16 protein-coding genes and 2 riboswitches are annotated in these 18,387 nt (G+C 70.1%); of the genes, 6 read left to right on the top strand and 10 right to left on the bottom strand.

The annotated features are described in order from the left end of the window. Positions 1–126 precede the first annotated feature (126 nt). A complete protein-coding gene (eno, locus tag O7631_RS20035) occupies positions 127–1,392 on the bottom strand; it encodes a phosphopyruvate hydratase (RefSeq protein ID WP_278145624.1) in 1,266 nt (421 codons plus the stop codon). 120 nt (positions 1,393–1,512) lie between these two features. Here eno and O7631_RS20030 point away from each other — a divergent pair, with 120 nt between their 5' ends. Continuing rightward, positions 1,513–2,427 carry a MerR family transcriptional regulator gene (locus O7631_RS20030; RefSeq protein WP_278145623.1) on the top strand — a complete coding sequence of 305 codons (915 nt, stop codon included), beginning with the start codon at positions 1,513–1,515 and terminating at the stop codon, positions 2,425–2,427. 23 nt (positions 2,428–2,450) lie between these two features. Here the strand turns inward: O7631_RS20030 and O7631_RS20025 are convergent, their stop codons facing one another. Continuing rightward, on the bottom strand, positions 2,451–3,446 hold the full coding sequence (locus tag O7631_RS20025; RefSeq protein WP_278145622.1) for a ribonucleotide-diphosphate reductase subunit beta: 996 nt from the start codon (positions 3,444–3,446) through the stop codon (positions 2,451–2,453). Between the two features lie 41 nt (positions 3,447–3,487). Next, a complete protein-coding gene (locus O7631_RS20020) occupies positions 3,488–5,851 on the bottom strand; it encodes a ribonucleoside-diphosphate reductase subunit alpha (RefSeq protein ID WP_278147976.1) in 2,364 nt (787 codons plus the stop codon). 189 nt (positions 5,852–6,040) lie between these two features. Further along, a riboswitch (cobalamin riboswitch) is annotated at positions 6,041–6,255 on the bottom strand. A gap of 632 nt (positions 6,256–6,887) precedes the next feature. On the opposite strand from O7631_RS20020, the gene O7631_RS20015 reads away from it, so the two are divergent. After that, positions 6,888–8,282, top strand: a complete 1,395-nt coding sequence (locus O7631_RS20015; RefSeq protein ID WP_278145621.1) for an enolase C-terminal domain-like protein — start codon at positions 6,888–6,890, stop codon at positions 8,280–8,282. A 7-nt stretch (positions 8,283–8,289) separates the two neighbouring features. Continuing rightward, positions 8,290–9,015 (top strand): FadR/GntR family transcriptional regulator, encoded by a 726-nt coding sequence (locus O7631_RS20010; RefSeq protein ID WP_278145620.1) that lies wholly within the window; start codon positions 8,290–8,292, stop codon positions 9,013–9,015. Between the two features lie 9 nt (positions 9,016–9,024). Here O7631_RS20010 and O7631_RS20005 read toward each other — a convergent pair whose 3' ends face one another. The 5 genes from O7631_RS20005 to O7631_RS19985 all read right to left on the bottom strand — a co-directional run bounded on the left by O7631_RS20005 (position 9,025) and on the right by O7631_RS19985 (position 14,373). After that, a complete protein-coding gene (locus O7631_RS20005; protein WP_278145619.1) occupies positions 9,025–10,023 on the bottom strand; it encodes an aldo/keto reductase in 999 nt (332 codons plus the stop codon). A gap of 37 nt (positions 10,024–10,060) precedes the next feature. Beyond that, positions 10,061–10,879 carry an ATP-binding cassette domain-containing protein gene (locus O7631_RS20000; RefSeq protein ID WP_278145618.1) on the bottom strand — a complete coding sequence of 273 codons (819 nt, stop codon included), beginning with the start codon at positions 10,877–10,879 and terminating at the stop codon, positions 10,061–10,063. Beyond that, positions 10,879–11,934: an ABC transporter substrate-binding protein gene (locus O7631_RS19995; protein WP_278145617.1), complete on the bottom strand. Its 1,056-nt coding sequence runs from the start codon at positions 11,932–11,934 to the stop codon at positions 10,879–10,881. Before O7631_RS19995 ends, O7631_RS20000 begins: the two co-directional genes overlap by 1 nt. Before the next feature lie 40 nt (positions 11,935–11,974). After that, complete coding sequence (locus tag O7631_RS19990) at positions 11,975–12,982, bottom strand: ABC transporter permease (RefSeq protein WP_278145616.1); 1,008 nt, start codon at positions 12,980–12,982, stop codon at positions 11,975–11,977. 512 nt (positions 12,983–13,494) lie between these two features. Further along, positions 13,495–14,373 (bottom strand): amidohydrolase family protein, encoded by an 879-nt coding sequence (locus O7631_RS19985; RefSeq protein WP_278145615.1) that lies wholly within the window; start codon positions 14,371–14,373, stop codon positions 13,495–13,497. A 259-nt stretch (positions 14,374–14,632) separates the two neighbouring features. Beyond that, positions 14,633–14,788: riboswitch (cobalamin riboswitch) on the top strand. 34 nt (positions 14,789–14,822) lie between these two features. Between O7631_RS19985 and O7631_RS19980 the strand changes: the two genes are divergently transcribed. The 3 genes from O7631_RS19980 to O7631_RS19970 are packed head-to-tail and all read left to right on the top strand — an operon-like array spanning position 14,823 to position 16,371. Next, entirely contained in the window at positions 14,823–15,026 is a 204-nt protein-coding gene (locus tag O7631_RS19980) for a CbtB-domain containing protein (protein ID WP_269678446.1), read from the top strand. Further along, complete coding sequence (locus O7631_RS19975) at positions 15,017–15,790, top strand: CbtA family protein (protein ID WP_278145614.1); 774 nt, start codon at positions 15,017–15,019, stop codon at positions 15,788–15,790. The genes O7631_RS19980 and O7631_RS19975 overlap by 10 nt, the downstream gene beginning before the upstream one ends. Beyond that, positions 15,787–16,371, top strand: coding sequence for a histidine phosphatase family protein (locus tag O7631_RS19970; protein ID WP_278145613.1), 585 nt, complete (start codon positions 15,787–15,789; stop codon positions 16,369–16,371). Before O7631_RS19975 ends, O7631_RS19970 begins: the two co-directional genes overlap by 4 nt. Positions 16,372–16,422: 51 nt before the next feature. Here the strand turns inward: O7631_RS19970 and O7631_RS19965 are convergent, their stop codons facing one another. Together O7631_RS19965 and O7631_RS19960 are read right to left on the bottom strand one after the other, a co-directional pair. Next, entirely contained in the window at positions 16,423–17,061 is a 639-nt protein-coding gene (locus tag O7631_RS19965) for a response regulator transcription factor (protein WP_347403516.1), read from the bottom strand. A gap of 4 nt (positions 17,062–17,065) precedes the next feature. Further along, the gene (locus O7631_RS19960) at positions 17,066–18,289 is read right to left on the bottom strand and encodes a histidine kinase (protein WP_278145611.1); all 1,224 of its coding nucleotides are present in this window, start codon (positions 18,287–18,289) and stop codon (positions 17,066–17,068) included. Between the last annotated feature and the right edge of the window lie 98 nt (positions 18,290–18,387).

Raw genomic sequence — 18,387 nt, 5'->3', positions numbered from 1 at the left:
GCGGTATACCTCAGAGTCATCATCATGACTCTGAGGTATACCGCCTACCACCGCGCCCCTCCCCAGAGGGTGCCCGACGGCTGGCCGCCGGTCGCGCCCGTACGGCATCCGCGTGGTGCGGCGATGTCAGCGACTCCCGGCGTAGACGGCGCGGACGCCGAGCTCCTCCTCGATGCGGATGAGCTGGTTGTACTTGGCGGTGCGGTCCGAACGCGACAGTGAGCCGGTCTTGATCTGCCCGCAGCCCACTCCCACGGCCAGGTCGGCGATGGTGGTGTCCTCGGTCTCGCCGGAGCGGTGGGACATCACCACCCGGTACCCCGCCTTGTGGGCGGCGTCCACCGTCGCGAGGGCCTCGGTGAGCGTGCCGATCTGGTTGACCTTGACCAGGATCGCGTTGGCGTAACCACCCTCGATGCCGTCGCGCAACCGGTCGACGTCAGTGCAGAAGACGTCGTCGCCGACCAACTGCACCCGGTCCCCCGCCAGTGCCGTCAGCCGCTGCCAGCCGGCGATGTCGTCCTCGGCCATCGGGTCCTCGATCGAGCTGATCGGGTACCGGGCGGCCAGGTCCACCAGGTGGTCGATGTGCTCCTCCACGGTGCGCTGACGACCCTCGCCGACGTAGTCGTAGACGCCGTCGCGGTAGAACTCCGAGCTGGCCGGGTCCAGGCAGATCGCCACCTCGGTCCCCGGCTGGTAGCCGGCGTCCTCGACGGCGCGCACCACGAAGCGCAGCGCCTCGTCGGCGGTCGAGAAGTTCGGCGCGAACCCGCCCTCGTCGCCCACGTTGGTCTGGTGACCGGCAGCGGCCAGGGACGCCTTCAGGGTGTGGAAGACCTCCGAACCGACCCGGACCGCCTCGGCGAAGGTGCGTGCCCCGACCGGGGCGATCATGAACTCCTGGAAGTCCAGCGGGTTGTCGGCGTGCGCGCCGCCGTTGACGATGTTCATCATCGGCACCGGCAGCAGGCGGGCACCGACGCCGCCGACGTAGCGGTAGAGCGGCTGCCGGTGGGCCACCGCCGCCGCCTTCGCCGTCGCCAGGGACACCGCGAGGATCGCGTTGGCGCCCAGTCGCCCCTTGTCCTTCGAGCCGTCGAGATCGATCATCGTCTCGTCGATCAGCGCCTGGTCCTCGGCGTCGAGCCCGATCACCGCGTCGGCGATCTCGCCGTTGACGGCGGCGACGGCCGTCGTCACGCCCCTGCCGTGGAAGCGAGCGGGGTCCCCGTCGCGCAGCTCGACCGCCTCGTTCGCACCGGTCGACGCACCGGACGGTACGGCCGCCCGGCCGACCGAGCCGTCGCCGAGTTCCACGTCGGCCTCGACGGTCGGGTTGCCCCGGCTGTCGAGGATCTGCCGAGCACGCACCCGATTGATCACCGTCATCACACACACTCCCTGGTCACACTGCCTTTTCGCCGCCAGACTGGCAGGAAACGGCGGTCCTGGCACCGCGACGATGGACACGTTGACCCGTACCCCAGGGTGCGGGTTTAGGGTCGCGGGATGCGGGTGGGTGAGCTGGCACGACGGACCGGGACGACGGTCCGGGCACTGCGGTACTACGAGTCGGCGGGGCTGGTCGTGCCCCGGCGGCTCGGCAACGGCTACCGCGAGTACGACCCGATCGCGGTGCGGCTGGTGGCGCAGATCCGCGAGCTGATGGCCCTCGGCCTCACCGTCGAGGAGACCCGCCCGTTCGTCGAGTCGATCGCCGGTGGCGCCGACGACACCGACGTGTGCGCGGCGGCGGTGGCGACGTACCGCAGCACCATCACCACCCTCCAGGAGCGGATCGGCAGGCTGACCGCCCAACGGGACGCGCTGGACGCACGCCTCGACGCGGCGGCGACCCAGGTCGTACCCGGCGGTGGCGAAGTCGGGGGTGACCCCGCCGCGTTGGTCGGCACCAGCCTGCCGTCGCTGTCCTTCTACGGCACCGACGGCCGCCCGGTCGACCTCGGCGCGCTCGGCGTCGGACGCACCGTCATCTTCGTGTACCCACTGACCGGACGGCCGGGCGTCGACCTGCCCAACGGGCTGCTGGAGGTCCACGGCGCCCGGGGCAGCACCGAGCAGGCCGCCTGGTTCCGTGACCACCACGCGGAACTCCGCGCGGCCGGCGCCGCCCGGGTGTACGGCCTGTCCGCGCAGTCGACCGGGTACCAGCGGGAACTCGCGTACCGGCTACGGCTGCCCTACCCGCTGATCCCCGACCCGAGGCTGACCCTGGCCGACGCGCTGCGCCTGCCGACCCGCACCGCTGGTGACATGACGCTCTACGAACGGCTGACCCTGATCATCGCCGACGGTGTGGTGGAACACGTCTTCCACCCGATTCCGGACCCGGCGTCGCACCCCCTGCACGTGATGCGGTGGCTCACCAAGCGACGCCGGGCCCCCGGATCGGTCGCCGCCTAAGGCCTGTTTCGAAAGAACAGGCCTTAAAAGTCGTCGTCGAAGGCGACAGTGCCGGTCACCCCGACCTGGTACGCCGACACCCGCCGCTCGAAGAAGTTGGACAACTCCTGCACGTCCTGCAACTCCATGAAGGCGAACGGGTTGCTCGACCCGTAGTGCGGGGCGATGCCGAGCTGGGCGAGTCGACGGTCGGCGACGTGCTGGAGATACTCCCGCATGTCGGCGAGGGTCAGACCGGGCACGCCCTGGCCCACCAGGTCCTCGGCGAACTGCACCTCGCACTCGACGGCCTCGGTGAGCATCTGCCGCACCTGCTCGGCGAGGTCGTCGTCGAACAGGTCCGGCTCCTCGGCGCGAACCGTGTCCACGACGTCGAACGCGAACGCCATGTGCATGCTCTCGTCGCGGAACACCCAGTTGGTGCCGGAGGCGAGGCCGTGCAGCAGGCCACGGGAGCGCAGGAAGTAGACGTACGCGAACGCGCCGTAGAAGAACAGCCCCTCGATGCAGGCGGCGAAGCAGATCAGGTTGAGCAGGAACGCTCGCCGGTCCTCGCGCGAGCGCAGCTCCCGAAGATCGCCCAGGGAGTCGATCCAGCGGAAGCAGAACTCCGCCTTGCGGCGGATCGAGGGGATGTTCTCGATCGCGGCGAAGGCCTCGAACCGCTCGGTCTCGTCGGGCACGTACGTGTCGAGCAGGTTGAGATAGAACTGGACGTGCACCGCCTCCTCGAACAGTTGCCGGGACAGGTAGAGGCGACCCTCGGGGCTGTTCACGTGCTGGTACAGGTTGAGCACCAGGTTGTTCGCGACGATCGTGTCGCCGGTGGCGAAGAACGCCACCAGGCGGCTGACCAGGTGCCGCTCGGCCGGCGACAGCTTGTCCAGGTCGGCGAGGTCGGCGTGCAGGTCGACCTCCTCGACCGTCCAGGTGTTGCGGATGGCGTCGCGGAAGCGGTCGAAGAAGTGCGGGTAGCGCATCGGGCGGAGGGTGAGGTCCATCCCGGGGTCGAGCAGCATGTGCGTGGTCCTCGTGTCGGCGGTGATGGGGTGGGCGGCGGTCACTGGCAGGCCTCGCACGACTCGGGGTTCTCCAGCGAGCAGGCCAGCGCCTCCGCGTCGAGGGCAGCAGGCGCGAGGGCGACGGGCGCAAGGGCGACGGGCGCGGCGGCCACGGGTGCGACGGCGCTGACGGTGGCCTGCTGGATCCGCGTCGCGGGGCGCGAGCGCAGGTAGTAGGTGGTCTTCAGCCCGGCCTTCCAGGCGTACAGGTACATCGAGGAGAGCTTGCCGATGGTCGGCGCGGCCAGGAACAAATTCAGTGACTGGGACTGGTCGATGAACGGGGCACGGGCGGCGGCGAGGTCGATCAGCGCCCGCTGCGGCAGCTCCCACGCGGTGCGGAACAACTCCCGGACGCCGGCCGGCAGCTCCGCGATGTCCTGCACCGACCCCTCGGCCCGCTTGATCGCCGACCGGATCCGGTCGGTCCACAGACCCCGGGCCTTCAGCTCGCGGACCAGAGCGGTGTTGACCTGGAGGAACTCCCCGGACAACGTCTCGCGCTTGAACAGGTTCGACACCTGCGGCTCGATGCACTCGTAGCACCCGGCGATCGAGGCGATGGTGGCGGTCGGGGCGACGGCCACCAGCAGTGAGTTGCGCAGCCCGTGCGCCGCGACCTGCTCCCGCAGGGCGTCCCACCGGGTGGCCTGCGTACCCTCGACACCCCACAGGTCGGGCTGCAACTGACCCCGCGCGGCCCGGGTCTGCGGGTACGTCGGGTGCGCGCCGTACTGGCGGGCCAGGTCGGCGGAGGTCTCCAGCGCGGTCAGGTACAGCTCCTCGCTGACCCGGGTGGACAGCTCCCGCGCGGCGGGCGAATCGAACGGCAGCCGCAGTGCGAAGAAGACGTCCTGCAGGCCCATCAGCCCGAGCCCGACCGGCCGCCAGCGGGGGTTGCTCGCCGCCGCCTGCGTGGTCGGGTAGTAGTTGATGTCGATGACCCGGTCGAGGAAGGTCACCGCGGTACGCACCGTGGCGCGCAGCCGCTCCCAGTCGATGTCACCGTCGACGAGGTGGGCGGCGAGGTTCACCGAGCCGAGGTTGCACACGGCGGTCTCGGCGTCGCTGGACACCTCGACGATCTCGGTGCAGAGGTTGGACAGGTGCACCACGTTGCCCGGTTCGGCGGTCTGGTTGCACAGCCGGTTCGACGCGTCCTTGAAGGTCATCCACCCGTTGCCGGTCTGGGCCAGGGTGCGCATCATCTTCCCGTACAGCTCCCGCGCCGGGACCTGCCGGACGTAGCGGCCCTGCGCCTCGGCCTCGCGGTACGCGGCGTCGAACCGCTCCCCCCACAGGTCGGGCAGCTCGGGCACCTCGTGCGGGTCGAACAGCGACCACATCTCGTCGGCCTCGACCCGGCGCATGAACTCGTCCGGGACCCAGTTGGCCAGGTTCAGGTTGTGGGTGCGGCGGGCGTCCTCGCCGGTGTTGTCCCGCAGTTGCAGGAACTCCTCGATGTCCGGGTGCCACGGCTCCAGGTAGACGCACGCCGCGCCCTTGCGCCGGCCACCCTGGTTGACCGCCGCGACGCTCGCGTCCAACGTGCGCAGCCACGGCACGATCCCGTTGGACTGCCCGTTGGTGCCGCGGATCAACGCGCCCCGGGAGCGGACCCGGGAGTACGCGATGCCGATGCCGCCGGCGAACTTGGACAGGTTGGCGACCTGGGCGTAGCGCTGGTAGATCGAGTCCAACTCGTCGAGCGGTGAGTCGACCAGGTAGCAGGAGGACATCTGGGTGTGCCGGGTGCCGGAGTTGAACAGCGTCGGTGAGCTGGGCAGGTACGCCAGGCTGGACATCAACCGGTAGAAGCCGACCGCCTCGTCCGGCGTACGGGACAGGCCACAGGCCACCCGCAGCAGCCAGTACTGCGGAGTCTCCAGCACCGCCCGGCTGGTGGGGTGGCGCAGCAGGTACCTGTCGTAGACGGTGCGTAGCCCGAAGTACTCGAACCGCCGGTCGCCGTCCGGGTCGATGGCATCGTCGAGCACCGCGGCGTGCGTGGCGATGAACGCGGCGGTGTCTTCTCCGATCAGGCCCTCGGTGTGGCCGGTCCGGATCGCCGCGCTGAACGAGGCGATGCCCTGCCGACGCACCTCCTTGTCGACGTAGCCGGCGAGCAGGCGGGCGGCGAGGCGCGAGTACTGCGGTTCCTCACCGATCATCTCGGCCGCGGTCTGAATGGACAGCCGGTCCAGCTCGGCTGTCGTCGCGCCGTCGTACAGGCCGCTGATCGTGCGGGTGGCGACGCGCATCGGGTCGACGTCGGTCAGGTCGTCGGCCCACCGTTCGACCGCCCGGACGATCTTGTTCACGTCCACGGGTTCGGTGCCGCCGTCGCGCTTGCGGACCTGCATCGGTGTCCGCCGCGGTGCCGCGTCGGCGCTGGCCGGGACTACCTCGGTGACTGTCACCACTCGCTCCTCGGAGTTCGAGACCTGGAGGTCCGAACGCGCGGAGACAGACACCGACGGACGCCACGCCGGCGGCGTGGGTCACATGGCGTCAGCCGTCCCACGCGGCCTCGGACCGCCGCACACCCGGGTGCGGGTACGCGGCGCGCTGGCAGGTCTTCGGACTCGTGGGCGCGACCGGGCTCGCCGGTCTCCTACCGGCCGTCGCTTCCCAGACCGTGTGGTCCAGTGCTGATGACGGCTGTCGTTCCCACTCACCGCTGCGGGACAGTCCCGGATTTCCACCGGGTTCCCTCTTGCCTCGACCGCCCTGGGTGAGCGGTCGAACCAGCTGCGTTCGACACCATATATAGGGACCCAGCGGTTGTCACACCCCACATGTCGGTGCTGGCGTGTCGGCGGCGGAGGCGGTGACGACCGTCACCCGACCGCGCCCCGCCGCCGGCCCCGGGCGGCGGGGGCCGGCGGGAGGCGGCGGTCAGTGGCGCGACAAGGCTGCCGGGTGGTCGAACAACGGTCCACAAAGATGTGATGTATGCAGGATCCAGATGTAAGGAACGTTGCCCATAATCGACCGTCGATGTCGACGGTCAGAGTGAACATCCAATCTTCAAAACCCTCGGTCGGCCGTTGGCTCCGACCCTCGTTCCGAGCGGCGCGCCGCCGCCCACCATTCGACACATTCCACCGGCCGGGGTCCCACTTCGGACAGCGCGCGCCCACTACCAGCGGATTGGGTTTCGACCGTGGCGCAAATGCGCGATCGCGGGCCGCGACGGCGGGGTACCGCCGCCATGACGGCGGTCGCTCGGCATCCGAACACACCAGGTGGGAAGCGCCTCTCGCCCGGCGTCCGATCCCGATCAGAAACATTGGATGTCTGCATCGGTCAGGTGATCGACGTCGTTGACGCACCTGAACCAGCCTCCGTATACTCCGAATGATCATCTGATCTTTTGCCTAGTCGGGCGAGGAGCGCATGCCGCAGATCACCGCTGTCACCGTCGAGGACGTCCGCTTCCCCACCTCCCTGACCGCTGACGGGTCAGACGCCATGAACAAGGACGGCGACTACTCAGCGGCCTACGTCGTCCTGCACACCGACGGCACCGACAGCGTGGGCGCGCCGCTCGCGGGCCACGGCCTGACCTTCACCATCGGTCGGGGCAACGACATCGTCGCCGCCGCGGCGGTCCACCAGGCACAGCTCCTCGTGGGCCTGGACGTGGCGACGATGGCGGCCGACATGGGGGCGGTCTACCGCCTCCTCACGTCCGACTCGCAGCTGCGGTGGCTCGGGCCCGAGAAGGGCGTCGTCCACCTGTCGCTCGCGGCCGTGCTGAACGCCTCGTGGGACCTGGTGGCCCGGCTCGCCGACAAGCCGCTGTGGCGGCTCCTGGTCGACATGACCCCCGACCAACTCGTCGACATCGCGGACCTGCGCTACCTGTCCGACGCGCTGACCCGCGACGAGGCACTGGCCATCCTGCGAGCCAAGGAGAGCACGAAGGCCGACCGCCTCGCCGAGCTCCACCGGACCGGCTACCCCGCCTACACCACCTCGGCCGGCTGGCTCGGCTACGGCGACGACAAGCTGCGCCGGCTGTGCCAGGAAGCCGTCGACAGCGGCTACGGCTACGTCAAGCTCAAGGTGGGCGCCAACCTCGACGACGACATCCGTCGGTGCGCCATCGCCCGGGAGATCCTGGGCCCGGACCGCAACCTGATGATCGACGCCAACCAGGTGTGGGACGTCGGCCAGGCCATCGAGTGGGTCACCGCCCTCGCCCGGTTCACACCGCTGTGGATCGAGGAGCCGACCAGCCCCGACGACATCCTGGGTCACGCGGCCGTCCGCCGGGCCGTCGCCCCGATCGGCGTCGCCACCGGCGAGCACTGCCACAACCGGGTGATGTTCAAGCAGCTGTTCCAGGCCGGGGCCATCGACTTCTGCCAGTTGGACACCGGTCGGCTGGCCAGCATCAACGAGATCGTCGCCGTGCTGCTCCTCGCCGCGAAGTTCGACGTACCGGTCTGCCCGCACGCCGGCGGCGTCGGGCTGTGCGAGATGGTCCAGCACGTGTCGGTTCTCGACTACGTCGCGGTCTCGGGAGACCTCACCAACCGGGTCACCGAGTTCGTCGACCACCTGCACGAGCACTTCACCGACCCGTGCGTCATCCGCGACACCGGCTCGGGCAGCGGTTACGTCCTGCCCGACCAGCCCGGCTACTCCACGCGGATGCGCCCCGAGTCGATCGCGCTCTACCGCTTTCCCGACGGCCACTACTGGGCCGCGGCCGACCCGACTACCGTGTCATCTCCGGAGCCGTACGTGATCGCGGGTGGGACGGCCACATCCGCTGGCCGCTAGGGGGACCATGTCACGCACCGACGAAGTGGTGAACGGCATCAAGCAGATGATCCTGGACGGGAGGTTCAAGCCCGGGGACCGCCTGCCGATCGAGAAGGACCTCGCCGAGTCCCTCGGCGTCTCGCGCGGCTCACTGCGCGAGGGAATGTCGGCCCTGTCGATCCTCGGCATCGTCAACATCCGTCAGGGCGACGGCACCTACGTCACCAACCTCGACGCGCCGCAACTGCTGGCCCCGATGGGCTTCGTGGTGGACTTCCAGGGTCAGGACGACCCTCGGCACATCCACACCGTCCGGCGGCTGCTGGAGTGCGAGGCAGCCCGGTTGGCCGCCACCAGGATCACCGACGAGGCCCTCGCCCAGGCCGGGGAGCTGCTCGACGAGGCCGCCCGAATGGTCGGCCAGTCACCGCAGGACCACGAACGCATCCTCGAGATCGACATCGCCTTCCACCGGATCATCGCCGTGCACGCCGAGAACCCGGTGCTCGTCGGGCTCATCGAGGCGTTCGCCGGTCGCACCATCCGCGGGCGGCTCTGGCGGAGCCTGCACGAGGAGGGCGCGGACCGGCGTACCCATGACGAACACGTGGCGATCCTCAAGGCCCTCGTGGCGCGTGACCCGGAGCGGGCCCGCACCCGGATGGCCAACCACCTGATCGGTGTGGAGGAGTCGTTGCACGGGTTGCCCGACGACGGTGACCCGACCACCACCGAGATGACGGGCCCCTGACCGCTGACACTACGGCTGCACGTCGAGCAGCCCCGCCTCGTACAGCGCCGCCCAGAGCTGGTCCGGGACGTCGGTGTCGAACCGGCGCAGGGTCTCGGTCACCTGGACCGCGTCACGCACGCCGACCACTGTCGAGACCACGGCCGGGTGCCGACGGACGAACGCCAACGCCGCCTGGGGCAACGTGACGCCGTACGTCTGGCAGACCCGCGCAATCCGCCGGGCCTGACCGACCACCTCCACCGGCGCCCGCTGGTAGTTGTAGGCGGCGTCGCTGGGCGGCAGGTCCCGGGCCAGCAGCCCGGAGTTGTAGACCCCGGCGATCACCACACCGACGCGGCGGGCCTGCGCGGCGGGTAACAGGTCGGTCAACGCGCCCTGCTCCAGCAGCGTGTACCGGCCGGCGCACATCACCACATCGACGTCGGTCTCCGTGACGAAACGGGCCAGCATCGCGGACTGGTTCATCCCCGCGCCGATCGCGCCGATCACGCCCTGCTCGCGCAGCTCCACCAACGCCGGCACCGCCTCGTACGCGGCCTGCTCCCAGTGGTCGTCCGGGTCGTGCAGGTATACCACGTCGATCCGGTCCAGGCCGGTGCGTCGAAGGCTCGCCTCCACCGACCGGTGTACGCCGTCCCGGCTGAAGTCCCAGACCCGCCGGTGGTCGGCGGGCACGTCGAACCCCTCCGGGTCACGCAGGTGCGCGGTCTCCGGCGACGGCACGAGCAGCCGACCGACCTTGGTGGACACCACGTACTCGGCACGGGGTCGGGAGCGGAGGGCGGCACCCAGACGCCGTTCGGACAGGCCGAGCCCATAGTGCGGCGCGGTGTCGAAGTATCGGACACCCCCGGCCCACGCGGCGTCCACCGCGGCGGCGAACGCCTCGTCCGACGTACTCCGGAAGAGATTGCCGCCCTGCGAGGCACCGAATCCCAGTGGGCTGAACCGCACCTGTGGGCGGGCGGTGTCCACCGCGGTCCGCCGACCCAGGGGGCCGGTCACCGGCTGCGCCAGCTGCCGTCGGCCGGGACGTTCGTCGTCACCGCTCGTCCCGGTCCGTGCTGGTGCTCCCGGTCATCGCCGCCACCAGGTCGTCGGTGGTGACCTCGTCGGTCCGGAGTTGGGCCGCGCGGCGGCCGAGGCGCAGCACCTCGACCCGGTCGGCGATGTCGAGCACCTGCGGCATGTTGTGGCTGACCAGCACCACCGACATGCCGGCGTCGCGGGCGCGCCGGACGACGTCGAGAACCCGCCCGGTCTGGACCACGCCGAGCGCCGCGGTGGGTTCGTCGAGGATGACCACGTTGGTGGCCCAGATGATGGCACGGGCCACCGCGACGCACTGCCGTTGCCCACCGGACAACATGGCGATCGGGGTGGTGACCCGGGGGATCCGCACACCGAGTTCGTCCAGGGCCGCTGCCGCGCCCTGCCGCATGGCGCGCTTGTCCAGCAGGCCCAGCCGACCGAGTGGTCCGGAGCGGAGGATCTCCCTCCCGAGATACAGGTTGGCGGCCACGCTGAGGTCGTCGGCGACGGCCAGATCCTGGTAGACGGTCTCCACCCCCGCGCGCCGGGCGTCGACCGGGGTCGAGAACTGCACCGGGCGGCCGCCCACGAGGATCTCGCCCTCGTCCGGTGGGTGCACACCGGAGAGCGTCTTGATCAGAGTGCTCTTCCCGGCGCCGTTGTCGCCGATCAGCGCGACGACCTCGCCTCGGTGGACGGTGAAGTCGGCGCCCCGCAGCGCCTCGACGTGTCCGAACCGTTTGACGATGCCGCGAGCTTCCAGGACCGGCGGTTCCCCGCCGGACGGCAGTTCGTCGGTGTCGGCGGTGGCCGTCGGAGTCGTTCCCATCACTGCACCGGAGGGTTGGCGCAGCTGGGCTCGAGCACCGCCTTGATCTCCGCCGTGTCGATGTTCTCCTTGGTGACGAACGTGACGCCGGTGTCGGCGGACGCGAGGGGTGCCTTGTCCCGGAGGTGCTTGACCATCTTGTCGACGCCGAAGTAGCCCATCTTGAACGGGTTCTGCACGACCAGGGCCGAGATCTGACCGCTGCGCAGCCCGGCCACCTCGTCCGGGGCGGCGTCCCACCCGATGATGACGATCTTGCCCGACTTGCCCGCCGCCTGGATGGCCTGGGCGGCGCCGAGCACGCTCGGCTCGTTGGCCGCGAAGATGCCCTTGAGGTTGGGGTTGGCGGTGAGGATGTTCTCGGTGACCCGCCGCGCCTCGTTGACGTCGCTCTTGCTGGGCTGTTGGCCGACCAGCTTCAGGTTGGGGAACTGGGCGAGGCCGGCCTTGAAGCCGTCGACCCGCTCGGTGTTGGTCTGTGATCCGGGCTGAAACTCGACCAGGGCCACGTCGTGGTTGCCGGGGCCCAACTCCTTGGCGAGCAGCTTCGCCGCCTCGGTCGCCGAGGCGCGGTTGTCGGTGGCGAACAGCGGAACGCTCGACGGCTGCGGGCTGGTGCCGGAGTCGATCATCGCGACGGGGATCTTGGCGGCCAGCGCCTGGTCGGTGGCGGGCGCCAGGGCGCTGGAGTCGGTCGCCGCGTAGACGATGCCGTCGACCTTCTTGGTGACGAAGTTCTGGATCAGATTGACCTGGCCCTCGACGTCGGTCTCGGCGGTCACCCCGTCCCACTGGACGGTGACGTCCCCGGCGCGCTGCGCGGCGCACTCCGCGCCCGCCTTCACCGTGTTCCAGTAGTCGGCGCCGACGGCCTTCGGTACGACGGCGAGCTTCAGCGGCCCGCTCGCGTCCTTGCTCGCGCCGTCGTCGCCGCCGTCCCGGACCTCGACGCCGCCGCAGGCGCTGAGCAGGGCGGTGGCCGCGACCGCGGCCAGGATGGCCTGGGCACGGAGGAGACGCGTGCGCGCCGGTCGACTGGTGGTGGTGTGTGCCATGGTGGGTGTCCTTCCTCGTTCGGACTCGTGGAATGGCATGTCAACCCCGCGATTCCAGCCGCCGGCGGCGGTACTGGTCGAAGTAGACGGCGGCCCAGATGATCAGGCCGACGATCACCTGCTGGTAGTGGATGCTGATGTCGAGCAGGACGGCCCCGTTACGGACCAGGGCGATGAGGAAGGCGCCGATGATCGTCCCGACGATGCGGCCCTGCCCCCCGAACAGGCTGGCTCCGCCGATGACCGCGGCGGCGATGACGTCGAGCTCCAGCGAGATCCCGTAGTTGGGCTGGCCGGAGTTGACCCGGGAGGCGGCGATCATGCCGCCGAGCCCGACCAGCACACCCGCCAGCACGTACACCCCGGTCAGGTGACGGCCCACCCGGATGCCGGAGCGACGCGCGGCCTCCAGGTTGGAGCCCATCGCGTAGGTGTACTGGCCGAAGCGGGTCTGGGAGAGCAGGAAGGCGACCCCGACGGCGACCAGGACGGTGATCACGACGGCGAACGGAATGCCGATGATCTCGCCGTTGCCGAGCAGTTGGAACGACCGGGGCAGGCCGTAGACGCCGACCGCGCCGGTGATGATGAAGACCAGACCACGGCCGACGGACATCGTTCCCAGCGTCGCGATGAACGGTGGAATCCGGGCGGCCGTCACCAGCAGACCGTTCAACAGCCCGGCCAGCGCGCCGACGCCGATCGCGACCGCCGTGGCCGCCAGGAGGGAGAAGCCGAGGTCGCGGACTGTCATCGCTCCCAGCACGCCGGCGAGCGCGGCCACCGACCCGACCGAAAGGTCGATGCCCTTGGTGATGATGACCATGGTCTGCGCCGTGGCGATGATGGCGATCACCGCCGTCTGGGCCCCGATGTTGAAGAGGTTGTCCGCCGTCAGGAAGTAGGGACTCGCGAAGGTCAGCGCGACGAACAGGACGACCAACGCGGTGGCGGCGGTGAACTCGGAGACGGCGTGGGAGATCCGTTCCCGGAGCCAGTCACCGATGTCGCCGCGCTGCGTGCCGGCGGATGCCTCGGCGGTACTCATCGTCGGACCTGACCTCCCCATGTGTGGGGCCGGCACTCGACGGAAGGACCCGCCGTCGCGCCGAGCACCTATGAGCGACCGAGCCTCCCCACGGAGGAGAGAACTTGGCGTCGACCTGCCGCACCGTCACGATAGGTCAGATGTTTCCCTTGATCAGCCGTTACCATGCCATGCACCCCCGTGGATTGCCAAGGTCTTACAACCATGTTTTGACATCGTTACCAGAGCCGCCCCGCACATACGTCTGATCAAATCGGCACAAGTGCGGCCGAGCGTCGCGGCGACCTCTGTCGACGGTTGGTCACGGGACACCGAACCGGCAGGAGTCCACACTGGATCGGCAGGTCCGGCCCCGACGACCATGCGCACCCCGCACCCTAGGGTGACCCACCGGCTCGATCCGGCGGGCCATCGCGAGCATGTTATCGATAACATGCTATGCCCGGTGGCGGTTGCGGGCACCTCATTCTCCGCCGAACTCCCGGCCGGTCAACCGACGGCCTCCCGGCGGGTCACGACGCCGCGAGCCGGTACTCCCGGCTGGCCGTCTGTCGCCAGATCGCCGCGCGTTCGTCGTCGGTCAGCGGATCCAGCAGGTCGCCGAGGACCCTGACCCAGCGGGTGTACGAGGTGGCGAGCAGACACACCGGCCAGTCCGAGCCGAACATCAGCCGGCCCGGCCCGAACACGTCCAGTGCGTGCTCGACGGCCGGCCGCAGGTCCGCCACCGTCCAGGAACTGCCGCTCACCTCCGTCACCAGGCCGGAGATCTTCGCCGTCGTGTTGGGTGCGGCGGCGAGCGTCCGCAGGTCCCGGGGCCAGTCGGCGAGGCCCCCGCTGCCGAGCGGTGGCTTACCGAGGTGGTCCAGGACGAACCGGACCTGGGGCAGGTCACGGACGAGCCGGGTGGCCGCCGACAGCTGATGATGGCGTACGAGCAGGTCGAAGGCGAGGCCGGCAGCACCGACCGCGGCGACACCCCTCCGCACGTCGGGGCGGTCGAGATACGCCGGGTCGGGCTCGGACTGGACCAGATGACGGATACCGACGAGCCGCTCGCCGCCCCGCGCCGCCCGAAGTCGCTCCAGGCGCTCGACGACATCGTCGGCGGTGAGGTCGACCCACCCGACGACTCCGGCGATGAGAGGGTCGTCGGCCGCGATCCCCAACAGCTCCGGCGTCTCCGACCGGGCGGCGACGGACTGCACGACGACGGTCTGGGTGACTCCGGCGACCCGGGTAGCCGGGCCGAGATCGACCGGGGTGAAGTCGTCGTCGATCGCGGCCATGGTGTGCGGGTCGATCCAGGGTTGCGGGTGTCGGGCGCGAACCCAGAGGTGATGGTGCGCGTCGATGATCCCCGACTGCCGCACGGCCGCACCGGTCGTCATCGGACCCGACCCGGCGCGCTCACGTCCACCCACCCCGCTCCGCCACTGGTCGGCCCTCCGGCTCGGCCCGGTGCCGTCGACCGATCTGGCAGGATGACCATGTTAGCGGTAACAGACCGGTCGCAGGCCGCAGAACGCGCCCACCAGCCGGAACTCCCCAGCACTCCGGCCGGGCGAACACCGTCGACTGACCGAAGCGACGATGCGCCGCTACCCGCACGTCGGCGAGCCGGCGGGTCGCCGTCCGGGGACCGGGTTGACCGCCTGAGGCGGCACCGATACCGTCGACCCACTATCTGCGGCGACGCGAGGGAAGCCGGTGTGATTCCGGCGCGGTCGCGCCACTGTGAGCGGTTCCCTACACCTCAAGAGGGGCCGCGAGCCAGGACGCTCGGTCGTCCGCAGCCTTGCGATGGGGACGCGTCATCCCCGGGGAGGTTCGTGAGCACATGTCCAGTTCCACGTCCAGCCAGCCGTTGGTGAATCCCGCTGGCACCACGCGTCTGCTGTGGACGGTGTTGATGACCGTCGCCGCTCTGGCGTTGCTGGCCTACCTCGTCGCCTTCGACCAGGGCGCGGTGTCGCGCAGTGGCATGTACCTGCACGAGCTGATGCACGACGGCCGGCACCTGCTGGGTGTTCCGTGCCACTGACGGCCACCACCGCTCCCCCGTTCGTCACCGTCCTCGTCCGCGGCCTGCTCGCCGGTCTGATCGCCGGTCTGCTCGCCGGGACGTTCGCCTATGTCGCCGGCGAGCCGCACGTCGACGCGGCCATCGCGATCGAGGAGGCGGCGTCGGCGCATGCCGAGCCGGCCACCGGTGCGCACGACCACGAGGATGCCCTGGTCAGCCGCAACGGTCAGCGCGGCGGCCTGTTCCTGGCCACCGGCCTGTTCGGTGCCGCGATGGGTGGCCTGCTGGCCACGGCGTACGTCCTGCTGGCGCGTCGTCGGCGGACCTACGACGACGGACGGTCGGGTCTGCTGCTGGCCGGCGCGGCGCTGCTCGGCGCGGTTGTCGTGCCGTTCCTCAAGTACCCGGCGAACCCGCCGGCGGTCGGCGATCCGGCCACCATCAACCAACGCACCGTCACCTACCTACTGATGGTGGTGCTCGGTCTGGTGGCGGTGTGGGCGGGATCGCTGGGCTACCGATCGGTTGGCGCGCAGGCACCGCTGTGGCAACGCGTCGCTGCGGCCGTCGGCGGATTCCTGCTGGTCACCGTGGTCTCCTATGTGGTGCTTCCGTCGTTCCAGGAGGTCCCCGCCGACTTCCCCGCGACGCTGTTGTGGGACTTCCGGCTGGCCTCCCTCGGCACCCAGGTGGTGCTCTGGACCGGGATCGGCCTGCTGTTCGCGGCCCTGATGCACCACGACCGGCGTCGCCGGGCCGCCGCTGCACTTCCGGGCACGTGACCGCCACCAGCCTCCGGCTGGTCGCCCACGCGCACACCACCGCCCTGCGTCGGGCCCGCTTCGGCGGTTCGGACGACGGCTTGGACGAGGGCGGTCTGCGTGCCGCCCTCGCCCTGGCCGGACGTGGGCACCTGGGCGTCGACGACGCCTGCGTGTCCAGTCCCGCCGCAGCGGCTACCGATACCGCCGACGCACTCGGTCTGCTGCCCACCATCGAGGCGGCGTTGGCGGACTGCGACTACGGCGACTGGACCGGACGGTCGGTCGAGGAGGTCGCCGTCGAGCAGCCGCAGGCGCTGCACCAGTGGATGTCCGAACCGGAGGAGTCCGCACCGCACGGCGGCGAGTCCGTCGCTGCGGTGCGCGACCGGGTCGGTGCCTGGTTGGACGGGCAACGCGGCGCCGACCGCCGAATCACCGCGATCACGCACCCGCTGGTGATCCGGGTTGCGGTCGTGCACGCCCTGGGCCTGCCGTTGGCGACGTACCGGCAGGTGGACGTGGAGCCGTTGGCCGTGGTCCGGCTCACCAGCCAGGGCAGCCGCTGGCACCTACGACTGACCGCGCCGCGAGCGGACTGAGGTCACGCCGCCACCCTGCTGGCCCCTGCCGTCGGGGCTGGCGGGTTGCGGTCAGTCCAGCACCCCGGCCTGGTAGGCGAGAATTGCTGCCTGGACCCGGTTTGTCAGGCCCAGCTTCGCCAGAATCCGGCTGACGTGCGTCTTCACCGTCGCCTCGCTCATGAAGAGCGTGGCCGCGATCGCGGTGTTGGACAAGCCGCCGCCGACGGCTACCAGGACTTCCCGCTCCCTTTCGGTAAGCACCGCGAGTCGTTGTTCGGCATTGCTGCGCCGATCAGTTGTCGGGCCGGAGAACTGTCGAAGCAGCCTGCGGGTAACCCTCGGGGAGATCATCGCGTCACCGCGCGCCGCGCTGCGCACCGCGTTGAGCATGTCCTCGGCGGAGGCATCCTTGAGCAGGAAGCCGACGGCGCCGTAGCGAAGCGCGGTGTGCACGTACTCGTCGAGATCGAACGTGGTGAGCACGACGACGTGTGGTGGCCGATCGAGCCGCGCGATCCGCTCGATCGCGGTCAGCCCGTCGGTCCGCGGCATGCGGATGTCCATGAGGACGACGTCGGGCCGGCGCGTCCGGGCGAACTCGACCGCTTCGGCTCCGTCGGACGCCTCTCCCACCACCGTGATGTCCGGGGCCGCGTCGAGGATGGTGCGCAGCGTCGAACGCACCATCCATTCGTCGTCGACGATCAACGTCTTAGTCGGTGAGGTCATGGTCCTTTCCCGGTGCGATCGGTAGCTCGGCAACCAGGCTGAATCCACCATCGGCTGTGGGGCCCGAGGTCAGTTTTCCGCCGATCAGGTGAACGCGCTCGGCGAGGCCGAGGAGTCCGTGGCCGCCACCCGGCAGAGGCGGGGCCGTCGTGGGCCGTCCGCGGCCGCTACTGATCATCACCTGGAGCGACTGCCGTGTCTGCCCGACGCGGATCCGGGTTCTGGCACCCGGTGCGTGCTTGTGCACGTTGGTCAGGGACTCCTGGACGATGCGATAGGCAGCGTGCTCGACCAGCAGCGGTAGGCGTTCGGCGGTCTTCTTCTCCACGTCCAGGGTGACCGGTACACCGAGCCGCCGAGAGTCCGCGACCAACGCATCGAGATCGGCGAGGCCGGGGTGCGGGGCAATCGGCGCGTCATCATCGCTGCGGAGAATTCCGACCAGAGCACGCAGCTCCGCGAGTGCCTCACGCCCGATCGCTCCGATCTGCTGTCCCCGGACCACCGCGTCCTCGCCCTCGGCCACCTCCAGGGCGGTGGCCTGCAGCACAATCAGCGCCACCCGGTGGGCGACGACGTCATGCATGTCACGGGCGATCTGGGCCCGTTCGTCGCTCCGGGCCTGGGCCACACGCTGGTGCTGTTCGCGTTCGAGGCGTTCGGCCCGCTCCCGTATCCGTTCGACCAGCTCGCGTCGGGTGCCGACGTAGAGGCCGAGGAGAGCCGGAGCAACGCATACCGCGACGGTGACCGGGATCGCTCCGTCCGCGCCGGCGTACCGCCAGATCGGGGTGCCGACCAGGAGCACCGAGACCAGCACGCTCACGGCGACCTTCGGCCGCGCCATGGTGCGCTCTGCCAGCGTGTAGAGCGCGACCACCACCGTCACCTGGGCCGACACGAGGGCGGTCGCCACCAGGGCACCAGCCAGCAGGACCGTCGGGGCCTGTCGGCGCCGCCAGGTCAGCAGGCCGACCGCGAGGCCGAGCGGGATACCGAGCCACAACGGAGGAAGGCCGGGGCCGAAGCCGGCGAGGGTAGGACCGAAGAAGTCCACGCCGAACTGGCCGGTCGCCGCGCACACTGCCATGGCGAACGCCGCTACCGCGTCGATCACCGAGCGGCGGCGGGACCAGCGCAGAGCCTGGTTCAGGAGACGCGACATTATGATGCCGCCAGCGTAGGGCCGACCGACGGACACCGGCATCGGTCTAAGGATGTACGCCACCCCCGCCGGTCGGCACCGATAGATTGATTCGTTCTATCGGATCCGCCGACGCACCGCGCGACGCGCCCCGGCGAGGG

This window comes from Micromonospora sp. WMMD967 (assembly GCF_029626165.1).
GTDB lineage: Bacteria > Actinomycetota > Actinomycetes > Mycobacteriales > Micromonosporaceae > Micromonospora > Micromonospora taraxaci.
The sequence above is the reverse complement of the archived record's forward strand: the minus strand, read 5'-3'. Positions and strand labels throughout refer to the sequence as shown.